Source organism: Iodobacter fluviatilis, from assembly GCF_004194535.1.
Classification (GTDB): domain Bacteria; phylum Pseudomonadota; class Gammaproteobacteria; order Burkholderiales; family Chitinibacteraceae; genus Iodobacter; species Iodobacter fluviatilis_A.
In genome coordinates, this window is sequence record NZ_CP025781.1 from 2,287,569 (window position 1) to 2,310,437 (window position 22,869).

The 22,869-nt window shown below is 49.8% G+C and carries 19 protein-coding genes and 1 tRNA gene; 13 read left to right on the forward strand and 7 right to left on the reverse strand.

Annotated features, from left to right (window positions below):
* Positions 1-9: 9 nt before the first annotated feature.
* Positions 10-1,884, reverse strand: coding sequence for a flagellin N-terminal helical domain-containing protein (locus C1H71_RS10295; protein ID WP_188053180.1), 1,875 nt, complete (start codon positions 1,882-1,884; stop codon positions 10-12).
* A 332-nt stretch (positions 1,885-2,216) separates the two neighbouring features.
* Between C1H71_RS10295 and C1H71_RS21435 the strand changes: the two genes are divergently transcribed.
* The 3 genes from C1H71_RS21435 (at position 2,217) to C1H71_RS10305 (ending at position 5,915) form a co-directional block, all read left to right on the forward strand.
* Entirely contained in the window at positions 2,217-2,351 is a 135-nt protein-coding gene (locus C1H71_RS21435) for a hypothetical protein (protein WP_262488264.1), read from the forward strand.
* A 3-nt stretch (positions 2,352-2,354) separates the two neighbouring features.
* Positions 2,355-2,516, forward strand: coding sequence for a hypothetical protein (locus C1H71_RS21030; RefSeq protein ID WP_223145840.1), 162 nt, complete (start codon positions 2,355-2,357; stop codon positions 2,514-2,516).
* Between the two features lie 750 nt (positions 2,517-3,266).
* Positions 3,267-5,915, forward strand: coding sequence for an AAA family ATPase (locus C1H71_RS10305; protein WP_130106483.1), 2,649 nt, complete (start codon positions 3,267-3,269; stop codon positions 5,913-5,915).
* 1,150 nt (positions 5,916-7,065) lie between these two features.
* Here the strand turns inward: C1H71_RS10305 and C1H71_RS10310 are convergent.
* The 4 genes from C1H71_RS10310 to C1H71_RS10325 all read right to left on the reverse strand — a co-directional run bounded on the left by C1H71_RS10310 (position 7,066) and on the right by C1H71_RS10325 (position 10,281).
* Positions 7,066-7,142, reverse strand: a tRNA-Met gene (locus C1H71_RS10310).
* Between the two features lie 78 nt (positions 7,143-7,220).
* Entirely contained in the window at positions 7,221-8,498 is a 1,278-nt protein-coding gene (locus tag C1H71_RS10315; protein WP_188053182.1) for an ATP-binding protein, read from the reverse strand.
* Positions 8,499-8,541: 43 nt separating this feature from the next.
* A complete protein-coding gene (locus tag C1H71_RS10320) occupies positions 8,542-9,075 on the reverse strand; it encodes a heme NO-binding domain-containing protein (protein ID WP_130106485.1) in 534 nt (177 codons plus the stop codon).
* A 48-nt stretch (positions 9,076-9,123) separates the two neighbouring features.
* Entirely contained in the window at positions 9,124-10,281 is a 1,158-nt protein-coding gene (locus tag C1H71_RS10325; RefSeq protein ID WP_130106486.1) for a class I SAM-dependent methyltransferase, read from the reverse strand.
* 55 nt (positions 10,282-10,336) lie between these two features.
* Here C1H71_RS10325 and C1H71_RS10330 point away from each other — a divergent pair, with 55 nt between their 5' ends.
* Positions 10,337-11,074, forward strand: coding sequence for a pteridine reductase (locus C1H71_RS10330; RefSeq protein ID WP_130106487.1), 738 nt, complete (start codon positions 10,337-10,339; stop codon positions 11,072-11,074).
* Positions 11,075-11,134: 60 nt separating this feature from the next.
* Here C1H71_RS10330 and C1H71_RS10335 read toward each other — a convergent pair whose 3' ends face one another.
* Entirely contained in the window at positions 11,135-12,040 is a 906-nt protein-coding gene (locus tag C1H71_RS10335; protein WP_130106488.1) for a LysR family transcriptional regulator, read from the reverse strand.
* Positions 12,041-12,162: 122 nt separating this feature from the next.
* Between C1H71_RS10335 and C1H71_RS10340 the strand changes: the two genes are divergently transcribed.
* From C1H71_RS10340 to C1H71_RS10380, 9 genes are all read left to right on the forward strand, one after another.
* The gene (locus tag C1H71_RS10340) at positions 12,163-13,029 is read left to right on the forward strand and encodes a pirin family protein (protein ID WP_130106489.1); all 867 of its coding nucleotides are present in this window, start codon (positions 12,163-12,165) and stop codon (positions 13,027-13,029) included.
* 107 nt (positions 13,030-13,136) lie between these two features.
* The gene (locus C1H71_RS10345) at positions 13,137-13,538 is read left to right on the forward strand and encodes an OsmC family protein (protein ID WP_223145842.1); all 402 of its coding nucleotides are present in this window, start codon (positions 13,137-13,139) and stop codon (positions 13,536-13,538) included.
* A 211-nt stretch (positions 13,539-13,749) separates the two neighbouring features.
* The gene (gene ttcA / locus C1H71_RS10350) at positions 13,750-14,682 is read left to right on the forward strand and encodes a tRNA 2-thiocytidine(32) synthetase TtcA (RefSeq protein WP_130106491.1); all 933 of its coding nucleotides are present in this window, start codon (positions 13,750-13,752) and stop codon (positions 14,680-14,682) included.
* Positions 14,682-15,464, forward strand: coding sequence for a fused MFS/spermidine synthase (locus C1H71_RS10355; RefSeq protein ID WP_130106492.1), 783 nt, complete (start codon positions 14,682-14,684; stop codon positions 15,462-15,464). The genes ttcA and C1H71_RS10355 overlap by 1 nt, the downstream gene beginning before the upstream one ends.
* 98 nt (positions 15,465-15,562) lie before the next feature.
* Entirely contained in the window at positions 15,563-16,078 is a 516-nt protein-coding gene (locus C1H71_RS10360) for an RNA pyrophosphohydrolase (RefSeq protein WP_130106493.1), read from the forward strand.
* Between the two features lie 63 nt (positions 16,079-16,141).
* A complete protein-coding gene (locus C1H71_RS10365; RefSeq protein ID WP_130106494.1) occupies positions 16,142-17,743 on the forward strand; it encodes a two-component system sensor histidine kinase NtrB in 1,602 nt (533 codons plus the stop codon).
* 81 nt (positions 17,744-17,824) lie between these two features.
* Complete coding sequence (locus tag C1H71_RS10370; RefSeq protein WP_130106495.1) at positions 17,825-19,171, forward strand: sigma-54-dependent transcriptional regulator; 1,347 nt, start codon at positions 17,825-17,827, stop codon at positions 19,169-19,171.
* Positions 19,171-19,749: a 1,6-anhydro-N-acetylmuramyl-L-alanine amidase AmpD gene (ampD, locus tag C1H71_RS10375; protein WP_130106496.1), complete on the forward strand. Its 579-nt coding sequence runs from the start codon at positions 19,171-19,173 to the stop codon at positions 19,747-19,749. Before C1H71_RS10370 ends, ampD begins: the two co-directional genes overlap by 1 nt.
* 31 nt (positions 19,750-19,780) lie before the next feature.
* Positions 19,781-21,676, forward strand: coding sequence for a potassium transporter Kup (locus tag C1H71_RS10380; RefSeq protein WP_130106497.1), 1,896 nt, complete (start codon positions 19,781-19,783; stop codon positions 21,674-21,676).
* A gap of 68 nt (positions 21,677-21,744) precedes the next feature.
* Here C1H71_RS10380 and C1H71_RS10385 read toward each other — a convergent pair whose 3' ends face one another.
* The gene (locus tag C1H71_RS10385; RefSeq protein WP_130106498.1) at positions 21,745-22,341 is read right to left on the reverse strand and encodes a 6-pyruvoyl trahydropterin synthase family protein; all 597 of its coding nucleotides are present in this window, start codon (positions 22,339-22,341) and stop codon (positions 21,745-21,747) included.
* Between the last annotated feature and the right edge of the window lie 528 nt (positions 22,342-22,869).

Here is a 22,869-nt window from a genome sequence, read left to right on the forward strand (position 1 = left end):
AATAAGTGCTCAGAGCGCACCTTTGAGCAGGGCCATTACCATATAGGGGGTGGTGTTGGCCTGAGCCAGCATCGCTGTGCCTGCTTTTTGCAAGATATTTTCGCGGGTTATGCTGCCCGTTTCCGCTGCAAAATCGGCATCAAGAATGCGGCTGCGTGATGCGCTCAGGCTTTCTAAGCTGGTCTGCATATTGGATACCGCCAAAATAAAACGATTTTGGTAAGCGCCCATTGACCCCCGAGCGGCACTGACAATATCTAGTGCGCTATCGAGTGAAGCGATGGCCGTTTGTGCGCTGGCGGCTGTCAAGGTATTGAGCGAGGTAATCCCTACAATACTGGCAATGGCCGTGGCTGCGGTAAAGCCCGCCGTTAACCCCGCTTTTTCTGGGGCGGCCCCTGCGATAGTCAGGCCGTCTGCATTACTGCTAGAAACGGTAACCGTGCCATGATTGGATGTGGCACTGGCGGCGGTTAAGGCGGCTCCGGCGATATTGCGCGTTACAGAACCTGCGGTAGTGGAAATGCCGGTGCTGGATGCGCCAGGGGTATTGTCATTTAGCACAACCGAGCCACCACCGTCTGCAGCACTAAAAGCACTTAGCGCAGCGGCCGTGAGTGGGTCGCCTTGCGCCATCGCAATCGCACCACTGAGCGCAGACGATACCGTTGCCGCATTATTACTGGCCCCAAGGATGTTTAAATTAACATTGCTGGCATTGACCACTGCTGAGGCGAGCGCTGAATTGCGGACGGTAAAGTTAATCCCGTTTACAGAAAACTGCGCTCCAGCCCCAACGTTGGCCGCAATATTAAAGGTGTTTTGCGCCGCCACTGCCGCTGTGCCTTGCTGCCCCACCATGGCCGCAGCTAAGCCTGTTTGATTAAGAAAGGCCGTTTTGTTAGCGGCTGCAATTGTTGCATTGGCGACGGTACCATTTAATCCAATCTCAATATCGCGGCCATCTGCGGCGCTTAGCGTCACCTTGCCAGCGCTGGCCGTCGCCGTGACGCCCGTTTGAGCGGCAAAGCCTGTAATGGCATTGGCCAAATTAGTACTTTGGCTATTTGCATCTGAGCCTGACGTGACCGAGCCAATATCCACGCCATTAATGTTAAATGCTGCAATGGTGGTGAATGAGCTGGCGGCCGCGCTGATGATTTTTGTGCTGGCCGTGGCGCTAACCCCTGATGTGGCTGTACTCGCATTAATGGCTGCTGCAATGGCGAAGGCGCTATCTGCTGCTTGACCGATCGCCGCGCCTTGTGTGGATGCACCAATTACACTTGCATTCAGTAATAAATCACCAGCAAGTAGTGTGGCGGTGGTTGCACCGCTGCTTATTGAAGCTTTAAAAGATGAGCCAGTGCTACCCAAATGGGTGGTTTGCATATTACTAATATGGCTGATGCTAATGGCATCGCCAGAATGAGCGCCCACAAAGAAAGAGTGCGAATTAAAACTGCCATCGAGTAGGCGGATACCATTAAATTGAGTTGAGCTGGCGATGCGCTGGATTTCTAAGCTAAGCATTTGTACTTCAGCATCAATCAGTTTGCGATCTGAATTGGATACTGGCGCATTGGCCGCTTGCACGGCTAATTCGCGCATGCGTTGCAGGTTATCGCTAATACTGCCCATTGCCCCTTCAGCGGTTTGCACCATAGAAATACCATCATTGGCATTGCGAACCGCTTGGGTGGTGCCCTTGATTTGAGCCGTCATCCGGCTGCTAATGCCCAGCCCCGCAGCATCGTCTTGTGCGCGATTGATGCGCAGGCCGGATGAAAGGCGATTTAAGGAAATAGCCAAAGCGCTTTGCGACGTACTCAAATTGCGCTGAGTACTGATCGCCGTAAGGTTGGTATTAAGGCTTATCGCCATCTTCCTATCCTGATTTATCCGCCTCATGCCCTATAAAACAAAGCACGCGCCTCAGGCCCTTGTTGATCTAATTCACGGTTTTAAAACCAGCATCAGCAAGCCGCGTATTTAAAACTTCTCGCGTACATTAACTAAGAAAATACGCCTAGCTGACCATTTTAAAGGCGAAATTAAAGCCAGCGTCATCCGCTATATCGGACAAAATGTGGAGGACTTAAGCATATTTTGCTGAGGCAGCAGAATTAACGGCCACAAGATGCTTACCGTGAATCATGGGTTAATAAAGTGAGGAAAAACTGTGATTTAAGCGGGCCAATAAGCTGCGGCTTGACATGGGCGTACTTACCCCGCCTAAAGACGGCATGCAAATCTTGCCCATCTCAGAAGTGGCGGCTAAAGATGACTTCTGGAATATCAAAAATGTAACTCGTGACGACCAACTCAGCGCCCACCGCGTACCGGCGTAACTGATGGGCATCATTCTCAACAATACTGGCGGCTTGGGGGATGTAGAAAAAGCCGCCCCCGTGTTTGCGTATAACGAGATTGAGCCATTGCAGGAGCGTATGAAGGAGTTAATCGACTGGCTAGGGGGGGAGGTGATCCGGTTCAAACCTTACGCAGTGCCCTAAACAAAGCCAAGCAAACAGCAAGCGCGGGGTTTTTTGCGTCTGCATTTTGAGAGGAATCCGCACTCAGCCCCCAGCACGCGCCCTCGTGACCCCACCACGCCTACCCACTTAACACACTATTTTTTATGCACCTGCATGAGGAAGGCTCAAGCCGCGCGAGATATGGCCCTGAACGGTAAGAAGTGTTCCTATAAAAGCTTGCACTGCTTGCGGATTTCTTGCGAATGGTTACAAGGTGCTAACACCTGCATAGGGATTACGGAATAACTGGGGACAGAGCAAACCTAAATCCTGCTATATTTCATGCCTTTAGAGCCGAAGAAAGTAGATTTAAATTTGCTCTGACCCCAGTTATTTAGACGCCATTGGCAGGTGCTGTGGCTCTGCTCGCGTTTCTCTCTGTACGGGTGATGGCCCAACCACCAGCTCAATTAAAACTAGCTTTAAAAAATTATATCTACCGAGCGTCAACAGCTTGGTCAAAGCCGACCTTGGCCATATTAAGTCCCAATGTACTGGTTAGCGGCCGCTCAAATGCAGATTTAGTTAACTAGGATTTTCTCTAGGCGACGGACTCATACTCCCAATCATCTACAGCCTTTTGATTAACTCCCTTGAGCATTCGCAGTTGGTGGATGCTACACGCTTCCACATGCACTAAATGAATAGTATATTTCTTTTTCCGACAGCAAAAAGGAAGGCAGAAGTCAACTTTGTCTTCTGTTAAACCAGAGAATAAGGGATAAGGTCGTGACGATTCTGCAAGAAATCCATACGTGGTCTAAGGACCTCACTGCATGGCAACAAGACGCAATCGCAAGGCTATACTCCGACCGGTCGCTTAGTGCTGCTGATTTGGACGACCTCTACGCATTGGCCAAGACTGAGGTTGGTATCCCTGACATGGAAGGTCGTGTGTGCAAAAAACTTCAGGATGCCGAAGTAGCTCTGCCGGTAAATCCAACACGAGTTGTGTTGCTTACGGCCATCAAGGCACTTACTAACGTCAATGCCTTGGCAAACGATGTGCGCCTACCCATTGCGAAAACTGGCGTTACTGCCATCTATGGTGAGAACGGCGTCGGGAAATCAGGCTATTCGAGAGTGTTCAAGAAGGCTTGCCGAGCACGTGATAGGCGCGAACCCATTCTTCCCAATGCGAATCTAGAGCTTAGACAGTGCGGATCAGCATTTGCGACGTTTGAAACGGAGATCGACGGCACCCCGATTGATCTGCAATGGAAAGCTGACGTCGATCCGCCCGAACCTCTTTCGGACATTGCGATCTTTGATACGCACTGTGCTCGTGCCTATATCGATAATCAAGGCGACTTCGCTTACGCCCCATACGGGCTGGATATCTTAGAAGGGCTGGTTGGGGCATGCAATGCACTAAAGGTTCGGGCCCTCGCAGAAAAAGCAGCGAATGCTCCAAGCGACGCCGCTTATGTGGTTCTTGCAGGAGAACAAACGAAGGTTGCCAAGACTTTGGTCGGAATCCCAAGCAAGACCAAGGTCGAAGATATTGAGGCTTTGGCCTCTCTCAGTGAGGCGGAGTTGGAACGGCTCACGTTTCTGAACAAAACCTTGGCCGAAACTGATCCCAAGCAGAAGGCTTTAGCGCTGCGGCAAAAGGCCAGCCGACTTACCTCACTAGCGGGTCGAGTAGCAACAGCGATCGACGTCGTGAGCGAAGCGACGGTCGCTTCGCTCAGAGTCCTAATCGATAAATCAAATGCGGCCAAAACAGCAGCTGAGCTTGCTGCAACCGAATTCAAGGCGACCCCCGGCCAACTGGTCGGAACCGGCGGCGAGGAGTGGAAGACACTCTTCGAGGCTGCTAGGACTTTTGCCGAAATCAGCTACGTGGATAACGAATTTCCATATTTGCCAGCAGATGCGGCATGTCCACTTTGCCAGAATACCCTTGGTCAAGAAGGCTCAGTGCGGTTATTGCGATTTGATACTTTCATCAAAGCAGCTGCTGAAAAGGCCGCGAAGGATGCACGCGAGGCCGCGGCCATTCCATTTAGGGTTATTCAACAGGCAAACGTAGATCTGATGTTCCGCGACGATTTGGTCGAAGAGGTTACGGAGCTCCGTCCAGAGGTCGCGGTTGTTTGTGCAGCACTTCAGTCCTCCCTCAAAAAGCGCCAAGAGGCCGTACTTCAGGCCGCTGCAGGCAAACTGGCCTGGGATGGGCTTACAAAACTATCCCTCGACCCACAGCCAAGCTTAGCCGAGATAATTAATAACCTGCAAGAACAGTCAAATGCACTCGATGCCATTACTGACGAGAACTTCAAGGGGGTCCTAGTCTCAGAGCAGGCGGAACTCGATGCTCGTCGTAGGCTGGCAGAGGTAAAGGGGGCTGTACTTGAGGCCATGACTAAGTATGAGTTCTGCCGAAAATTGCAAGTTTGTATTGAGGGCATGGATACACGGAGCATATCGCGGAAGTCGACTGAGCTTTCTCGCACTATGGCCAGTCAAGAGTTAGCTGATGCCCTAAACTCTGAACTCAGGCAACTCAAGGTTCATCACCTCAACGTTACCATGAAGCCCGGGTCGCCGGGAGGTAAAACCCAGTTTAAGCTAACAATGCAGTTGCCAGGTGGTGGAACACCGACGACCATCCTCAGTGAAGGTGAGCAGCGGGCCATTGCTATCGCATCCTTTATGGCGGAGATCCAACTTAGCAAGGGGCGCGGTGGCATCGTTCTTGATGACCCTGTCTCGTCGTTAGATCATCGCCGCCGCTGGGAGGTTGCTGAGCGTTTGGCGAAGGAGTCGCTGATCCGACAGGTGATTATCTTCACTCATGACATTTACTTTCTCCTGATTTTGGAGCAAAAGGCGAAAGAGGTCGGAGCCCAGCTAACTAAGAACTACATCCGCAGAACCGCAAATGGCACTGGCGTCCATTCCGAGGACTTACCCTTTGACGTTCTTGGCACAAAAGATCGCTTGAGTCGCCTGCGGAAGTTATTGGTCGATGTACGTAAGGCAGCGAAGGAGGGCGATGAAGACCTTCAGCGCCAAGAGACAGCAAAATGCTATGGTCAGCTACGACTCGCATGGGAGCGTTGCATAGAGGAGGTCCTGCTTAACGGAGCAGTGCAGCGCTTCGGTGAGGGTGTTTTGACCCAACGTCTCAAAGGGGTGACTATCACGGACACCGACTATTTAGAAATTGATGCTGGCATGACCAAAGCTTCGAAGTTCGAGCATGATGCCGCCTCAACTGTCGGAAGGCTTCCCATACCGGCCCCAGACGACCTCAGCAAGGACATTGAGCGCTTGGCCACGTGGCGCGAGATACTCAATAAGCGTGTGGATGCCATTGCTAAAGGCTCGGCTAGTAGATCAGCCCTCTTTACTACAGAGTTGACACTTTGACTAAAGCTACCAGTAAGCAGATAACTTAAAAACGGCCGGTTATGTCCGAGCGGCTGGAGCTTGCGACACAACTACGAGTGCCTGCAATAGGAGTCATTGCAGGCACTCAGTTAGACTAGAATTATTGCGTCTCAGAATCCTCAATAATCTGCCTGTTTCCTTGCTAAGCCCTTTGTTTAAAAGGGTTTCATCTCTTTTTTATTTCTGACTTCCTGCGGATTTGGTCACACCGGTCATACCTTGGTTTTACATGGGTAACAACAAAAAAACCTTATAAAACAACGTGGTCACACTGGTCACACCGGTTACACCAAAAAAACACCCCAACCCTACCCCCGAGGTGCTGCCGTGGCGCACAAGGGGAAATCCTTCGCGCTGCATTTTTGCTATTTGAATATTGTAAGAATTGAATTGTTTTAATTGGCGTATTGAAGAATTAAATTCTCAATTTCAGGTGAAATATTTAGCCACTAATCTTTAACCAGAGGCATGGGGTGAGGTGAAAGCTTACTAAAGGTATGGGGGATATTGAGGGGTTTAATAACTTATTGAAGACGATAGTCACCCGACAAGGGACAGGGCCTATAACTCTATTTTTAATTCGACCATGTACTTAAGGTATGACTGGTATGACAGCGTCGCCCTCGATTGGATTTCGGGGCTGTTGCATTCGATTCATTAGCGCAATGACCACGGCTTGGCAATCCGCATCAGAAAAGGAGCCGGGGACCCTAGAGGTTTACATGCCACTACGGGGCCTAAGACTCGCAGTTTCATTTCAGTGGCTGCACTGTGAAGTAAGTGAAATATGCAGGCAGGTGAAATATGAAGGCACACCGGTCATACCTTAAGTACATGGTCGTTCTTAAAATAGAGATAGGCTATGGTATTGGGAGGAAATCGGGGGATTGCTATCAAAAGCCAAAATGCAGCGCGGGCATATTTCTGCCAGCCCTCAGCAGCGCGATTTGAGGGAGGAATATCCCCTGAAAATGGATTGTTGGTATGTGGATTTGATACCAACAAATATACCAACAATGGTGGCCGGCTTTGTTGGTACTTGGGCGAACGACGGCGGACGTAAAAAACCCCCGAAAGCTAGGCTATTCGGGGGTTTCAGGTCTTTAGCGAACTGCTAAAAACGGGTATCTGGTGGCTATGGCGGGACTCGAACCTGCGACCCCAGCATTATGAGTGCTGTGCTCTAACCAACTGAGCTACATAGCCTTAAAGAGGGACGCATTATGGTTTCTTTTATTTTAGCTGTCAACACCCTTGATGGGGATTCGGCGATATTTTGTTGTTTTATTTTTTTGTACTTTGCTGTGAGGTGATGGCTCTGCTGATAGCGGCTTGAATTTGTTCAAAATTAAATGGTTTTGCGATGAAATCATCCATGCCTGCTTCAAGGCAGGCAGCGCGATCGTCGATGAGTGAATTGGCGGTGAGGGCGATAATCCAGGGCTGGCCGTAGCATTCTGGTTGGGCGCGTATGGCCCGGCATGCGCTTAGTCCGTCTAAGATGGGCATGGATAAATCCATTAGCACAACCGGGAAACGAATGATTTTTAGTATTTGCAGCGCCGCTTCGCCGTTGTCCACCACGGTGGCGCGTGCGCCGGCTTGCTCAATACAGCGTTGGGCTACAAATTGATTGACGGCGTTGTCTTCTGCAATGAGTACATGCAAATCTACCGGCAGTTGGGGGGTGGCGGCTTTGCTAGGGCGGCTAGGCGTGGTGCTCTCGCTGCTTTGCAGCGGTAAATGGATTAAAAAAACGCTGCCCGATCCGTACTCGCTTGTTAGCTGGATATCGCCGCCCATGAGTTCGATGATGCGCGAAACAATCGCCAGCCCTAGGCCGGTACCTCCATATTGGCGGGTGATCGTGCTATCGGCTTGTGAGAAGGGTTTAAATAATGTGGTGAGCTGTTCTTGCCTGATGCCTATGCCACTATCGCTTATTTTAAGCATGAGCGTTTGTTGTGATTGCTCTGCAAGGATGGAGACATAGCCGTGCTGGGTAAATTTAATCGCGTTACCTAAGAGATTTTGTAATATCTGCCTAAGGCGTAACGGGTCACTTTTGATCCAATGCTCTACATTGCTGTTGATTTCTAATGTAAGCGATAATTGTTTTTGGCTGGCGATAGGGTGGTAGAGCTTGACGATATCGTGCAGTAATTCTGGCAGGTTTACCGGCGTGGATTCCAGCGTCATTTGGCTGGCTTCTAGCTTGGAGTAATCCAAAATCTCATTGATGAGCGTTAAAAGGGAATCTCCGCAGCGGCTGAGTGTGGCCAGCAAGCTGGCTTGGTCTTCGTTAAGCGGACTATCTTCCAATAATTGAGCAATGCCCAAAATGCCATTCAGCGGCGTGCGAATTTCGTGGCTCATAATGGCCAAAAAACTGCTTTTGGCCCGCGTGGCAGCTTGGCTGGCATCAAGGGCGGCTTCGAGTTGCTCTGTTCTTTGTGCAACCCTTGCTTCTAGCTGTTCGGCTAGCCGTTGCAAGGCTTGGTTGGCGGTGTAGAGATCTAGGCTTTTGGCTTCTAATAGCGCTTCGGCCTCTTTGCGGGCCAATCTTTCTCTTTGGCTTCGTTTTTGTAGCCGCTGAAGTTCTTGCTCATCCATGGTGGTTTAATTTAAATAGAACGAAATCGCCGTGATTTTCTGTAGTTAAGGTAATGGGCTGGCCAAAGTAGTGGATACAGCCTGTGAGCAGGCCTTGGGCAAAGTCGCCCATTTTTCGTGGTGAATTGTATTTAAGGATAAGTGCGTTTGGGCTTAAGCGCTCGGCGCTAAAGTGGGGTAACTCTGCATCGGGGTATAGCTTAAGCACTTCGGCGTGGATGATTTGTTCTATGCCCTGTAAAAAGTCTAAAGGGTTTTGTGTATCAATAAAAAATGAGGGATAGAGTGCTACAAAACGGCCAAAAAGATGTTCGCCAAATATATGTAAGAGCTTAGCGACTGGTAATTGGGATTTTTCGCTTAGCGCGTTGACTAGGCTGATGATTTCGCTGTGCTGATAAGTGCCCACCGCTGTATAAATGCCGCCAGATGGCAAATCAGTTTCATCTAGCAACTGATCTGCCATTGCATCGCCCCAAGTTTGCTCAACAAGCTCTAGAAACTCAGTAAAAATAATGCCTTTCATGAGAAGGGCTCCGTGGCTGCGTCTCCCCAATATAGAAGTAAACTCTACTTAAAGCTCACCTGAGCGATCCCGCCCGCCCAGTCCTGGGGCAGTTTTTCCTTGTAGCTCTTTAGAAAAGGCAATGACTTTAAATAGCTCGCCCATTTCAGCGTTGCTGGTGAGCTTTTGTAATGCGGTCGACATTCTTAGGTATTCCACGCTGCCGATTTCCATTTGTGCCGCTCGGTCTAAAATGCCTGCGTCGATCAGGTAGCTAGCTTGCGAGGTGTAGCCTTCAAGGCTCAGCCCTGCCTGATTGGCCGCGTGGTAAATCGCGGAGAAATCCACGTGGCAGGTTATATCGGTCAGGCCAGGCAAAAAGAAAGGATTGTGAATGCTGTGGTGGCGGTAATGGCCCATCAGCGTACCCATGCTGCGCTCTGGGTGATAAAACTCGGCAGCGGGGAAGCCGTAATCGATCAGTAAAATCATGCCAAACTGCAGGCTGGCAGCCAGTGCTGCAATAAAGCCCTGTGCTTCTAGCTGGATTTCGGTGGTGTATTGCGGGATATGCGGAAAGCCTTCGCAAGCGACTTCTAGCTTTAAATTTTCGATGGCACGGTGTTCAAAAGCCAGATCGCTGCCGTTTTCTACTACACCGCATTGCAGCCAGTTATAGCCGTCAAAGCGCACTAGCTCGCAGGGCATGGCGTCGAGTACTTCATTTCCAACTATTACGCCCACAAATTGCTTGGGTAGCTCATCCAGCCATTTGGCCTTGTGGGCCAGATGTGGCACAAGGGTTTGTAGTGTTTTACGCTGGCGCTCGCGTAATTCGCCAGATAGCTCCAGAATAAAGTATTCGCTGGGCAGGGCATCTAAGCGCTCTAGTTCTAGTAAAATTTGCGCGGCGAGTTGCCCCGTACCTGCACCAATTTCTAACACATCACCACCACATTCCTGTAAGACGTGTTGGATAGTGTTGGCAACGCAGGTACCAAATAGCGGTGAGATCTCTGGGGCGGTAATAAAATCACCCGCGCCGCCAAATTTGGCCGCACCCCCGCTGTAATAGCCAAGGCCCGGCGTGTAGAGTGCCATTCGCATATAGTCAGCAAAAGAAATCCAGCCACCGCTGGCATGAATCGCTTGGCGGATATGTAAGATTAAAGCCAGGCTGGCTTGCAGCGCCTCATCAGATGGCGTGGGGAGTTGCGGATTAGTCATCGGGGCGGGAAAATCGTGGGCATAAAAACAATATTGTATGGGGCAGGGACAGAATATGCAGCACAAAGTGGTTTTGATTACCGGTGGCGCGAAAAGAGTAGGCGCAGGTTTGGCGCGATATTTGCACGCCCGTGGCTGGAAAGTGCTGCTGCACTATCGTTCATCTGCACTTGCTGCAGAGCAGCTGGCCGATGAGCTAAACGCCATACGCCCCGCATCTGTTGCACTGGCGCAATTAGATTTACTGGATACGGCCAGATTGCCGGAATTAGTCACCGCGGCCGTGGCCGCTTTTGGGCGCTTAGATGCGGTCGTGAACAACGCCTCGTCTTTTTTCCCTACGCCGATGGGGGAGTTTAGCGAGCTGGCATGGCTGGATTTACTCGGCTCTAATTTAAAAGCGCCCTTATTTTTAGCCCAAGCGGCGGCGGCAGAGCTTAAAAAAACCGGCGGGGCCATTGTCTCGATTGCTGATATTCACGCCGACCGCCCCTATAAAAATCACACGATCTACACAATCGCTAAAGCAGGCTTGGTTGCCATGACCAAATCGCTAGCTAGAGATCTGGCCCCCGAAGTGCGTGTGAACGCCGTTGCCCCTGGTGCAAATATTTGGCCTGAAGGTGAATCGGTGTTTGATGAAGCCGAGCGCGAGCGCATTATTGATACCATTCCTTTAGCCCGTAATGGCAGCCCCGAAGATCTCGCCCAAGCCATCCACTTTTTGCTGGAAGCACCTTATTTAACTGGGGTGATTTTGCCGGTGGATGGGGGGAGGAGTGTGGTGCTGTAATTGGAGTTTGTTTGAATTGCATCCCCGTTAGCGGTGCTCATTTGCTGGATGATTGGAGGGCTAATCCTCGTCCAGCTGTGCAAAACACTGCGTTAGGTGATCAATCAAAGCGCGTACTGATGGCAGTAATCCACGGCGGGATGGAAACACAGCATGAATGATTTCCCGCCTAGGGGCCCAGCCCGGAATCAGCTGAACTAAAGAGCCATCAGCCAGTTGCTCACGCATCATCATTGTGGGCAGCTGCACAATACCAATACCCGCTTGTGCGGCGTTTCTTAAGGCCATCATGTCGTTGCAAGTCAGCTTAGGCCGGTGATGAATTTCGGCTCTTGAGCCATCGGGCCCTAATAAGCACCAGATAAATTCTTGCTGTGGCACGCCTAAGGCAAGGCTGGGCCAGCCTGATAAGTCTGCGGCAACATCGGGCATCCCTTTTTCAGCCAGCAGTGCAGGGCTGGCTACTAAGCACTGCTTGCGCTCGCCTAAGATGCGCATCACCAGATCGCTGTCCCTGATGGGGGGCGGCAGCACTCGGATGGCTAAATCAATGCCTTCTTCGATGAGGTCGACCCGGCGGTTGGTGGCTTCTAATTGCACTGTTACTCGGCGGTGCTGAGCCATAAAGTCTGCAATCATCGGGGCAACGCTCACTTGCAGTAGCGCTATGGGGCAGCTCACCCTTACGACTCCGCATGGCTCGGCCTGCGTTTGCTCAATCACATCTTGCGCCGCTTCTGCCTCCACCAGCATGGCTTTGCAGTGCTCATAGTAAGTTTGGCCCAGCTCAGTTACAGAAAATTGCCGTGTGGAGCGCTGAATCAGCCTTACTCCTAATCGCTCCTCAAGCATTGCAATCCGCCTGCTTAATTTGGATTTAGGAATGCCGAGTGCCCGCCCAGCGGGGGCAAAACCACCATGATCTACAGCCTGCACATAGTAGTAAAGGTCATTTAAATCCTGCATATCTGCCTTGTCGTTCTAAAAATAGGACTATGAGTATAGATTTTACTATCTATTCAGCGAAACTTGCCCGGTTTATGCTTCATGCATCGTTCAACTTTGGTCCAGCAAGCAAGGAGATTTACATGAAAAATATTCTCGGCCTCTACAGCGCACCCCGTCAGCATTGGGTTGGTAATGGTTTTCCTGTGCGCTCCATGTTTTCTTATGCAAATCACGGCAAGCATTTAAGCCCCTTTTTGCTACTGGATTACGCGGGGCCTGCAGAGTTTCCTGCATCTGCTAAGCCGGCCGGTGTTGGCCAGCATCCGCACCGTGGTTTTGAAACGGTCACGATTGTTTATAAGGGCGAAGTGGCGCATCGGGATTCCGCGGGGAGTGGCGGTGTGATTGGCCCAGGAGATGTGCAATGGATGACGGCTGGCTCGGGTATTTTGCATGATGAGTTTCATTCCGAAGCGTTTACCCGCTCGGGCGGTGTACTGGAGATGGTTCAGCTTTGGGTCAATCTGCCTGCCAAAGACAAAATGACTGAACCGGGCTACCAAGCCATCCTTAATCAGCAGATTCCAACACTGGCCTTGGCAGATGCAGCAGGCACGTTGCGGGTCATTGCAGGCCAGTACGATGGAAAAACGGGCCCTGCACGCACGTTTACCGCAATGAATGTTTTGGATTTACGCCTGAATCAGGGCGGTATCAGTGATTTGGCTATCCCTGAGGGCTGGAACGCGGGGCTCTTTGTGTTGCACGGCTCGATATCGGTCAATGGCAATACGGTGGCGAATGAAACACAAATGGTGCTGCTGGATCGCGCTGGCAGCAGCGTGGCGATCGAGGCCAATAGCGATGCCGTGGTGCTGCTGTTAAGTGGAGCGCCGATTGATGAGCCTGTAGTCGGGCACGGGCCGTTTGTGATGAATACACAGGAAGAAATCATGCAGGCCATGGCTGATTTTAATAGCGGTAAATTTGGACAAATGCCTGTTTAACTGCGCTGCTTTTTTTGCAATGGCAGCTAGCTGCGAAGGAATCGGAACGGGGGCGCTTTGCCCCTTAATCCAAAACATAAAACGGGAGTATATCTATGGAAAGCTCGATGACTGTTAACGCCAGGACGGGCCAAACGCCTTATACCATTTCAGTTGCAGATGAGTCCAGCCATCACTGGCTGGCAGACGAGCCTGTTCAAATGGGCGGGGCCAATGCCGGGCCTTCGCCGGTTCATTTGCTCTTATCCAGCCTGGGATCTTGTACTGCAATTACTTTGCAAATGTATGCAGAACGTAAGCAGTGGCCGCTTACTGATGTGCATGTTGAGCTGCAGTTTAATCCTGATGGCAAGCCTGCACCGCAGCACAGTGTGATCAGCCGCAAGATCACCCTGACGGGGGATTTAAGTGCAGAGCAGCGCGAGCAATTGCTAAAAATCGCCAATGCCTGTCCGGTACATAAATTGCTGACGGGCACGATTGAAATTAGCAGCAGCTTGAGCGAGTAAGTACTTCACGCTGTGAGGAAGCCTTGGATAAGCACAGAACTCAGGTGCTGAATAGGGTGGGGTGGCTGCGATTATTGGTGCTGGCGGTTGATATTTATTGGGAAAAAGTAGCACTGAATCTACGGCAATTGGCCCGAATCGGGTAAAATCCGCATTAATTCAAGAATCTACAGCAGGGCGCGATGCGCCCTGCTCTGCATTGGTGCCCCGTATGACTGATTCAACGCTTTCCGAAGTCGAAAAAAAACAGCAGTACAATTTCAATAAGCTCGCTAAACGCTTACGCCACAATGTGGGTGATGCGATCAATCATTTCAATATGATAGAGGAGGGCGATAAGGTGATGGTATGCCTGTCTGGCGGTAAGGACAGCTATACCATGCTGGATATCTTGCTGGGCTTGCAAAAATCTGCGCCGATTAACTTCAGCATTGTTGCGGTTAATTTGGATCAGAAGCAGCCGGGCTTTCCCGAAGAAATTTTGCCGACTTACCTAGCAGGCATTGGCGTTGATTACCGGATTATCGAGGAAGACACCTACAGTATCGTGACTCGGGTGATCGAAGAAGGTAAAACCACCTGTAGCCTGTGTTCGCGTTTACGCCGTGGCATCTTGTACCGCGTAGCAGAGGAAATTGGCGCGACTAAGATTGCCTTGGGCCATCATCGCGACGATATTCTCAGCACACTATTCTTAAATATGTTTTACGGTGGCAAGCTAAAAGGCATGCCGCCTAAGCTGGTGTCGGATAACGGTAAGCATGTGGTGATTCGCCCGCTGGCTTATTGTAAAGAAAAAGACATTGTTCGTTATGCTGAGGCGCGTGAATTTCCTATTATTCCGTGTAATTTATGCGGCTCTCAGCCGAATTTACAGCGGCAAATTATTGCGGACATGCTGCGTGATTGGGATAAGCGCTTCCCTGGTCGCTTAGAAACCATGTTTACTGCCGTATGCAATGTAGTGCCTTCGCATTTGGCTGATCCTAAGCGCTACGACTTTGCCAATATCAAGGCCGATGGCCAGCCGCGAGCGGACGGCGATAAGGCTTTTGATAAGGAAGTCTTTAGCGATCCGGCGCGAATTTCTATTATGGATAGCCGAAAGCCGATCCAAGTTGAAGCCGCCTGTGGAGAAGCCTAATGCTGGGTAGACGCACTCCCCGCCGTGGTGGCGATGAAATTATGATCGATGTGTCTGAATCGCAAGGCGTTCGTAAACTACATTTTGGTGCGGACGATACGCAAAGCGCGATGCGGATTTCCGACCCCAATGAAATGATTCTTTCGTATTCGCGCTGCATGTTTGGCTATTTATTGTTTACCGAGTTGCCCAAAGCGGCGCTTTTGATTGGCTTGGGTGGCGGATCAATTGCCAAATGGGTGCATCACAAGCTAGTCGATACTAAGCTGACCTGTGCGGAGCTGCATCCACAGGTGATTTCGGTGGCGCGCTCTATGTTTTGCCTGCCGCCAGATGATGATCGCTTAGAAGTGTTATGCACAGACGGCGCGGCCTATGTCTACAATATGGCAGAGGGTTCAAGCGATTTAATTATGATGGATGCGTATTCTGCCACGGGCATTGCCGAGCCACTGGCGACCGTTGATTTTTTCTCTGCTTGCAAGCAAAGGCTTACAGATAACGGCGTGTTGGCGGTGAATCTATGGGGTGCAGACCGGCGTTTTAATCACTATTTAGAGCGTTTAGGTGAAGTTTTTGAAGGCCGTGTGCTGTGTTTACCTGCAAGACAGAAAGGAAACGTCATTGCATTTGCTTTTCGCTGTGGTCAGAACAACCCGACGTGGGATAAGTTGGCAGAGCGTGCTAAATTACTTGAAACCCAATTGGGGCTTGAGTTTCCGGAGTTTGTGAGTGATCTTGCAAGGATGAATCCGCACAATGACAGAAAACTATTTATATAGATTCTGCGATTAAGTCGCGGTTTGGGCGCAATACCTGTTTCCAAGCAGGGTAGGATGTGGAAAAATCAGTTAACTAAGTAATTTATGCAGGTAAGGATATGCTCGATCGTGATGGCTATCGGCCTAATGTCGGCATCATCATCATCAACCGGCAAAACCAGGTGTTCTGGGGTAAACGAGTGCGAGAGCATTCGTGGCAGTTTCCGCAAGGCGGTATTAAACAGGGTGAAACACCCGAACAGGCGATGTATCGCGAGCTGATGGAAGAAGTCGGATTAGGCCCTCAGCATGTTGAAATCATTGGCCGCACAAGGGACTGGTTGAAGTACGATGTGCCGACAAACTGGGTTCGCCGCGAATGGCGTGGTACGTACCGAGGGCAGAAGCAAATTTGGTTTTTGCTTCGCCTGACAGGGCACGATTCTGATGTGTGCTTGCGCCGCACTACGCATCCTGAATTTGATGCGTGGCGCTGGACTGAGTATTGGTCACCACTAGATTCGGTGATTGAATTTAAGCGTGCGGTGTATGAATCGGCTCTTTTTGAACTGACACGTTTCTTTGAAGAAGCACCTGAACGTGTGGCCCGCGCCATACGATTTTCGGGCCATTAGTTCTATCAACAACGCGGGCAAAGCTCACATTCTTTGCCCGCGTCTCTTTCCCTTCCTGTTCCCATGAAAAATACCTCCGCTTTTCACACTGAAATGCACTGGCGCTCGTTGGCGCTACTTAATATTTTTCGCTTACTTTCCAATCTGGGTATTTTCTGTAGCGTATTTTGGCTGGCATATAAGCCAATTGCGGGGCTAGAAGAATGGCGTTCATTTTTGATTTTGACAGGGGTCGATAGCGTTTTAGCGTTGCTTTTTGCTTGGGGGGTTCACCGCCGCCGCCCAGGTTTTGAAATTCAGCTGAGTATCCAAGTTGCCATCGATGTGCTGTTTATTGTGGGCATGATGCATTTGTTTGGTGGTTTACGCAGTGGGATCGGCACCCTGCTGCTGCCATATTTGGCCGCAGCAGGGTTGATTTCACTCGGGCGCATGACCTTATTTCACGCTGCAATGGCGAGTATTGCTTTATTAAGCGAGCAAACGTGGCAGATCTGGCAGGGTAATGCGAGTGCTAGTGATTACTTTTCTCCCGCTGTTTTATGTGTTGCTTCTTTTGCCGTGGCTTGGTTGGCGCATCGCTTGGCAAGATTTGCTCAGGCTAGCGAGGCTTTGGCAGAGCAGCGTGGCATTGATTTGGCTAATTTAGGGCAGCTTAACCAGCGAATTTTGCAGAATGTTTCTGATGGTGTGTTGGTGGTCGACGCAAAAGGGGAAATTCGGCAGTGTAATGAGCAGGCGATTCGTTTAGCGGGTATGCGGCCAGAAGGAATGTTGATTCACGCCATGCCGGTGGTGGCGGTTGCGCTGGCGCGCTGGCGGGCTAATCCCATCGATAGCCCTAATTTAATTATCACGGCCTTAACCCGTAAAACACTAAGGCCGCGTTTTGTTTTACTTTCAAACGATTCACAGGGCAATGTGCTGGTTTATTTAGAAGATTTAGATAAATTACGGCGCGAGGCTCAGCAATTAAAGCTGGCGGCTTTGGGCAGATTAACTGCCAACTTAGCGCATGAAATTAGAAATCCACTTAGCGCCATTACCCATGCCGCGCAATTATTAGGCGAAGAAGCGGATGCAAATACGCTGATGAAGCGTTTAACGCGGATTATTGATGATAATAGCCAGCGCTTAGAGCATATGGTCAAAGATGTTTTAGAGCTTAATCGGCGTGATCGCGTGCAAATGACGCAAATAAAGCTGGCAGACTGGTTGGATATTTTTGTTGAAGAGTTTAAGTTGCAAGAAGAAATCCATGCTGTACTGGCTTTGGATTGTCCTGCTGAAGCAGAAATCCGTTTTGACCCAGGGCATTTACATCAAGTGATGTGGAATCTAGCCCGTAATGGCTGGCGCTATTGCCAAAAGAAAGATGGTAGTTTGAGTTTTCGGGTTTGGAGTGAAAGTCAGTATTGGTTGATTGATGTGGTTAATGATGGGCCTACCGTTGCGCCCGACGCGCAAACTCAACTGTTTGAGCCCTTTTTTACGACCGAAACAAAAGGTACGGGCTTAGGTTTATATATTGCCCGTGAAATTTGCGCGGCAAATGGTGCTGTGCTGGAATACATCGCTCCTCCTTTGGGAGGCGTGTGTTTTCGGATTATCTTTGGCTATATTCATCGCCAAGACGCGGTTCTACCTTATGAATCGCCCGTTTAGGTTTTGATCAGCGATACCTGATAGGCAGCTAGCTGCCGCAATGATACTGCGTTGCGTTGGCCCGTAAATTTAGGAAGAAATATGGCAAGGAAGTCGAGTAAAAATAGTAAGCGCGTGTTGGTTGTGGATGATGAACGTGATCTGGCTGAGTTGCTTGAATTAACCCTGCTCAAAATGGGTTTAGATGTTGATTGTGCCTACGGGGTAAAAGAGGCGTGCAGCAAGCTAGATCAGGGCATTTATGAGCTATGCCTAACTGATATGCGTATGCCCGATGGCGAGGGTTTAGAGATTATTCGGCATATCCAAAATAAAGGCTTGGATGTGCCCGTGGCGGTGATTACCGCCTATGGCAGCACCGATAACGCCGTGGCGGCGTTAAAAGCAGGCGCGTTTGATTATCTGGCCAAGCCCGTGGCGCTGGATCAGCTGCGGGCTTTGGTTAAATCTGCGCTAGCGCTAGACGATGCGCCTATTCATCTTCAACAAGACCGGCCCTTGCTGGGCGAATCTACCGCGATTCAACACGCTTTAGAGCTCATCGCAAAATTGGCGAAAAGCCAAGCGCCGGTGTATGTCACGGGTGAATCTGGCTCTGGAAAAGAGCGTGCCGCTCGTTTGATTCACGCCAGCTCTAGCCGTGCTAATCATCCCTTTGTGGCAGTGAACTGCGGAGCCATCCCAGAAAACCTGATGGAAAGCGAGTTTTTTGGGCATAAAAAAGGCGCATTTACTGGCGCAAACGAAGACCGAGATGGCTTTTTTCATGCCGCCAATAGCGGCACCTTGTTTTTGGATGAAGTAGCGGATCTGCCGTTGGCGATGCAAGTCAAGCTATTGCGGGTTATTCAAGAGCGCACAGTGCGCAAATTAGGTGCAACCGCAGAAGACGCCTTAGATGTGCGGATTATCTCTGCCACGCACCAAAGCCTAAGCCAATGCGTGGAGGCGGGGCGTTTTAGGCAGGATTTATACTACCGGCTGAATGTGATTGAGCTGCGCATGCCCGCTTTAAGGGAAATGGGCAGCGATGTGCTAGTGATTGCTCGCCATGTGTTGGCTAGGCTGGCGAAGCTTAATGGCCAAAGTTTGCCTGATTTTTCCAGTGATGCGCTAACCGCACTGCAGCGCTATGATTTCCCAGGCAATGTACGTGAGCTGGAAAACGTCTTGGAGCGTGCGCTTGCCTTGGCAGATGGCCATGCAATTACTGCCGCAGATTTGCAGCTAAGCCCCAGCGATGAGGCCGTGGCGGAGAGCGATTTAGGCGATAAATACCCGCTGCAAGATTATATGGATAGGGTAGAGAAGCAGGCTATTTTGGAGGCCTTAGAAAAAACGCGCTTTAATCGGACTCAGGCGGCTAAGATTCTAGGGCTGACTTTCCGCAGCCTGCGCTATCGGCTTGATCGTTTAGGAATTCAATAATGCAGTTTGATGCTTTAGGTTGGTGCGATCTGGCTCGCAAAATAAAGAGCCCCAATTGTGATGAGCGCAGTGTGGGCATGCCGGTGGATATGGTGGTCATTCATAATATTCATCTGCCGCCTGGCCAGCCATTTGCTGGGGATGATATTCAGCGGTTGTTTACCAATACACTAGACCCAAACGCGCATCCCGACTATGCAGAGTTAGCCAAGTTACGTGTGTCAGCACACTTTTTAATTCGCCGTAGTGGCGAGTTGTTGCAGTTTGTACCTTGCTCGCAACGAGCATGGCATGCAGGGGTGTCAAGCTGGCAAGGACGGGAGCGCTGCAATGATTTCTCGATTGGTATCGAGTTAGAAGGCTCAGATTTCTTACCATTTGAGGCGGCTCAATACTTGATGCTAAACACTTTATTACTGGCATTGGCGCATAACTATCCACTAGAGTTTGTACTTGGACATAGCCAAATTGCGCCAGGTAGAAAAACGGATCCTGGACCTTTTTTTGATTGGTCCCATATTGCACTGCCGCAAACTTTATCCGAAAAGTCAGCTGCTTTGCAAAAGCCAGCGCTATAATCCGCCGACCTTCTGTTGAGCTTTAAAATATATGTCTTCTGCATCTAATTTGGATCGCGATCCCAAAAAAATAGCCGGCTTGGCCATTGGTGCCATTGGCGTCGTTTATGGCGATATCGGTACCAGCCCGCTCTATACGCTCAAAGAGTGTTTTAACCATGCAGACTTAACTCTGTCGGCTTTTAATGTGTTGGGCATTTTATCCCTGATTTTCTGGGGCTTGATGCTGGTGGTTTCATTGAAATACGTGGTGTTTATCTTAAGGGCGGATAACCGTGGCGAAGGGGGTGTGTTGTCCTTGATGGCTTTAGCCTTGCGCTCGGCGCAGCCAGGATCGCGTAAATACGCAATCATTGTTGGCTTGGGTTTGTTTGGCGCGGCGTTATTTTACGGTGATAGCATGATTACCCCTGCGGTATCGGTGCTGTCAGCACTAGAAGGGATCGGTGTGATTTCGCATCAGCTAGATGCCTATATTATCCCCGTTACCATTATTGTATTGATCGCACTGTTTATGGTACAGGCCAAGGGAACCGCCAGCATTGGTAAGCTCTTCGGCCCGATTATGCTGATTTGGTTTGGTGTTTTAGCCGCGCTAGGGATTTGGAATATTATTAAATCTCCAGATGTTTTGGCAGCAATGAACCCGATTCATGCGGTGCATTTTTTTGCTTCAGAGCCAGGCTTAGCGTTTGTTCTGCTTGGCGCAGTGGTGCTGTCTTTGACGGGAGCTGAAGCCTTATACGCGGATATGGGCCACTTTGGTCGGCCAGCTATTCGTTATGCTTGGTTTATGTTGGTTTTGCCTGCCTTGGTGCTCAATTACTTTGGCCAAGGGGCTTTGTTACTACACAGCCCAGAGGCCATTAAAAATCCATTCTTTTTGATGGCGCCTAGTTGGGCATTAGCCCCTTTGGTCGTGCTGGCAACGTGTGCCACGGTGATTGCATCGCAAGCGGTGATCTCGGGTGCGTATTCGATGACTAGTCAAGCTGTGCAGCTTGGCTTTTGCCCGCGTATGGAGATTCAGCACACCTCTGAAAACGAGATTGGCCAAATCTATATTCCACAAATTAATTGGTTCTTATTGGTATCGGTGATTCTGCTGGTGCTGGCATTCCGCACCTCTAGTAATCTAGCGGCAGCTTATGGTTTTGCCGTGACCTGCACCATGGTGATCACTACACTCCTCGCGTTTATAGTGCTAGGACGGGGTGCCTCTACCGTTAAGCGTGTACTTATTTGGTTTGTGCTGTTGTTCTTATTGGTGATTGATTTTGCGTTTTTCTCTGCTAATTTACTCAAATTGCACGAGGGGGGCTGGTTCCCGTTGCTTATCGGCTTGATTGTTTTTGCCTTACTCACAACATGGAAGTTTGGCCGCAAGCTGCTCAGCGAGCGTATGCATGATGGTGAATTGCCACTGGAAGGTTTCGTCGAGGCGCTGGAGTCTAGCCCTCCGCAACGTGTAGAAGGTACGGCAATCTTTATGACTGCGAGTAGCGATTCGGTGCCGCACGCCTTGCTGCACAACTTAAAGCACAATAAGGTGCTGCACGAGCGCGTTGTATTTATGACTATTCTGACCACAGATATTCCTTATGTGGCCGCGCGTGAGCGTGTAGTGGTGCGTAAATTAGGTGAGAGCTTCTGCCAAATTATTGCGACTTATGGCTTTAAAGAAGAAGCCAGTGTGCCGGCAATTTTGGCGCAAGTTGAGTTATTGCAGCCCGAGCTGGAATTCGACGCGATGCAAACGTCGTACTTCCTCTCTAGAGAAACGATTGTTGAGGCTAAATACCCAGCGATGAGCTGGTGGCGTAGGAACCTATTTACCATCATGAGCCGTAATGCGGCCCGCGCGACTAACTTCTTTAAAATTCCACCAAATCGGGTGGTTGAGATGGGGATGCAGGTAGAAATGTAAGGCTGAAGATTAGCCCTAGCAACAAAAAAGCGCGGCCCTTAGGTCGCGCTTTTTTGTTTTGTGAGCTTTTAAATCTCAACCTGTCTTGGTACTGGCGGGTTAGCGAAGTGGCCGCCAGCTAGCAGCTTGTTATACATTTCAGGGTCTTTCCATTCTGCTTGGCATTGCTCAGAAAACACCACATTTTCTAAACGAATCATCCCCATCCGCTCATTTGCCGCATCTTCACGGAAGGCTTGGGCGTAGCCAGTATCGGTCTCATGGGCGATCACCGAGTGCAGTTTTACATCGGCCTCGCCATTGGCCATCACCGTTTGCTGTAGTAGCGCATCGATAATCACAAAGAACATGCGGGCAAACTGCTCTGCAGATGGGGAGACCGGCATCGCAATCCAGCGGCTAGAGAACTGCTTGCATAGACGGATGTATTCCGCGTCGTCCTTATCCCAAAAACACACGGCATGATCAAAGGCGTCCACGACGTCACGGATGGTGCCTTTCATTAGGCCAAAGTCATACACCATCTGGCCGTGATCAAGCGCGTGCGCTTCAAGCAGTATTTCAACCCGATAGCTATGGCCGTGGATCGAGCTGCGACAGCGCTCGCTAGAGCAGTTGCGGACGATGTGCGCGTTTTCAAATTTAAATAGTTTGCGGATCAGCATAGGGAGTGGCATTGAAAGAGTTAGCCGAGTTTCTATCAGATGCAGCGCAGATCAGCAAGGTATTGATCACGATCATTTTTTTGATGGATCCACTTTTCAGCCAATGCCTGTGCCATTTTAGTGGTCTTTTGGTTTTTTGTAAGATTAGATATTGAGTATGGAACGGCAATCAGACTTGAGGCTATTGGAAAGGTAATCGAAAGTTTTTTTACATGTATTCAATAAGGTTAATTATGTGGTTAGGTGTTTTTGTAGCAAAAATGCAGATGTTTTTTTGATATCAACTACATTTTTTTTAGCTAGTAACTACATTTATTGTTTGTGTTTTCTCTGGTGTGGGTTTAGTGTTTTTATGTGAGTCTATTTATTTCAAAGAGTTGTATCAATTTTTTTGAGAGTCATCTGTTTGTGTCCTAGCGAGGATGTAGTTTTTGTTGATGGCCGATGGCATTTTTTATTGTCTTGGCGTAAATGTTTGTTCAAGCTATTGACAAGAAAAAAAGCATGGTTACTAATCAGTATTACACA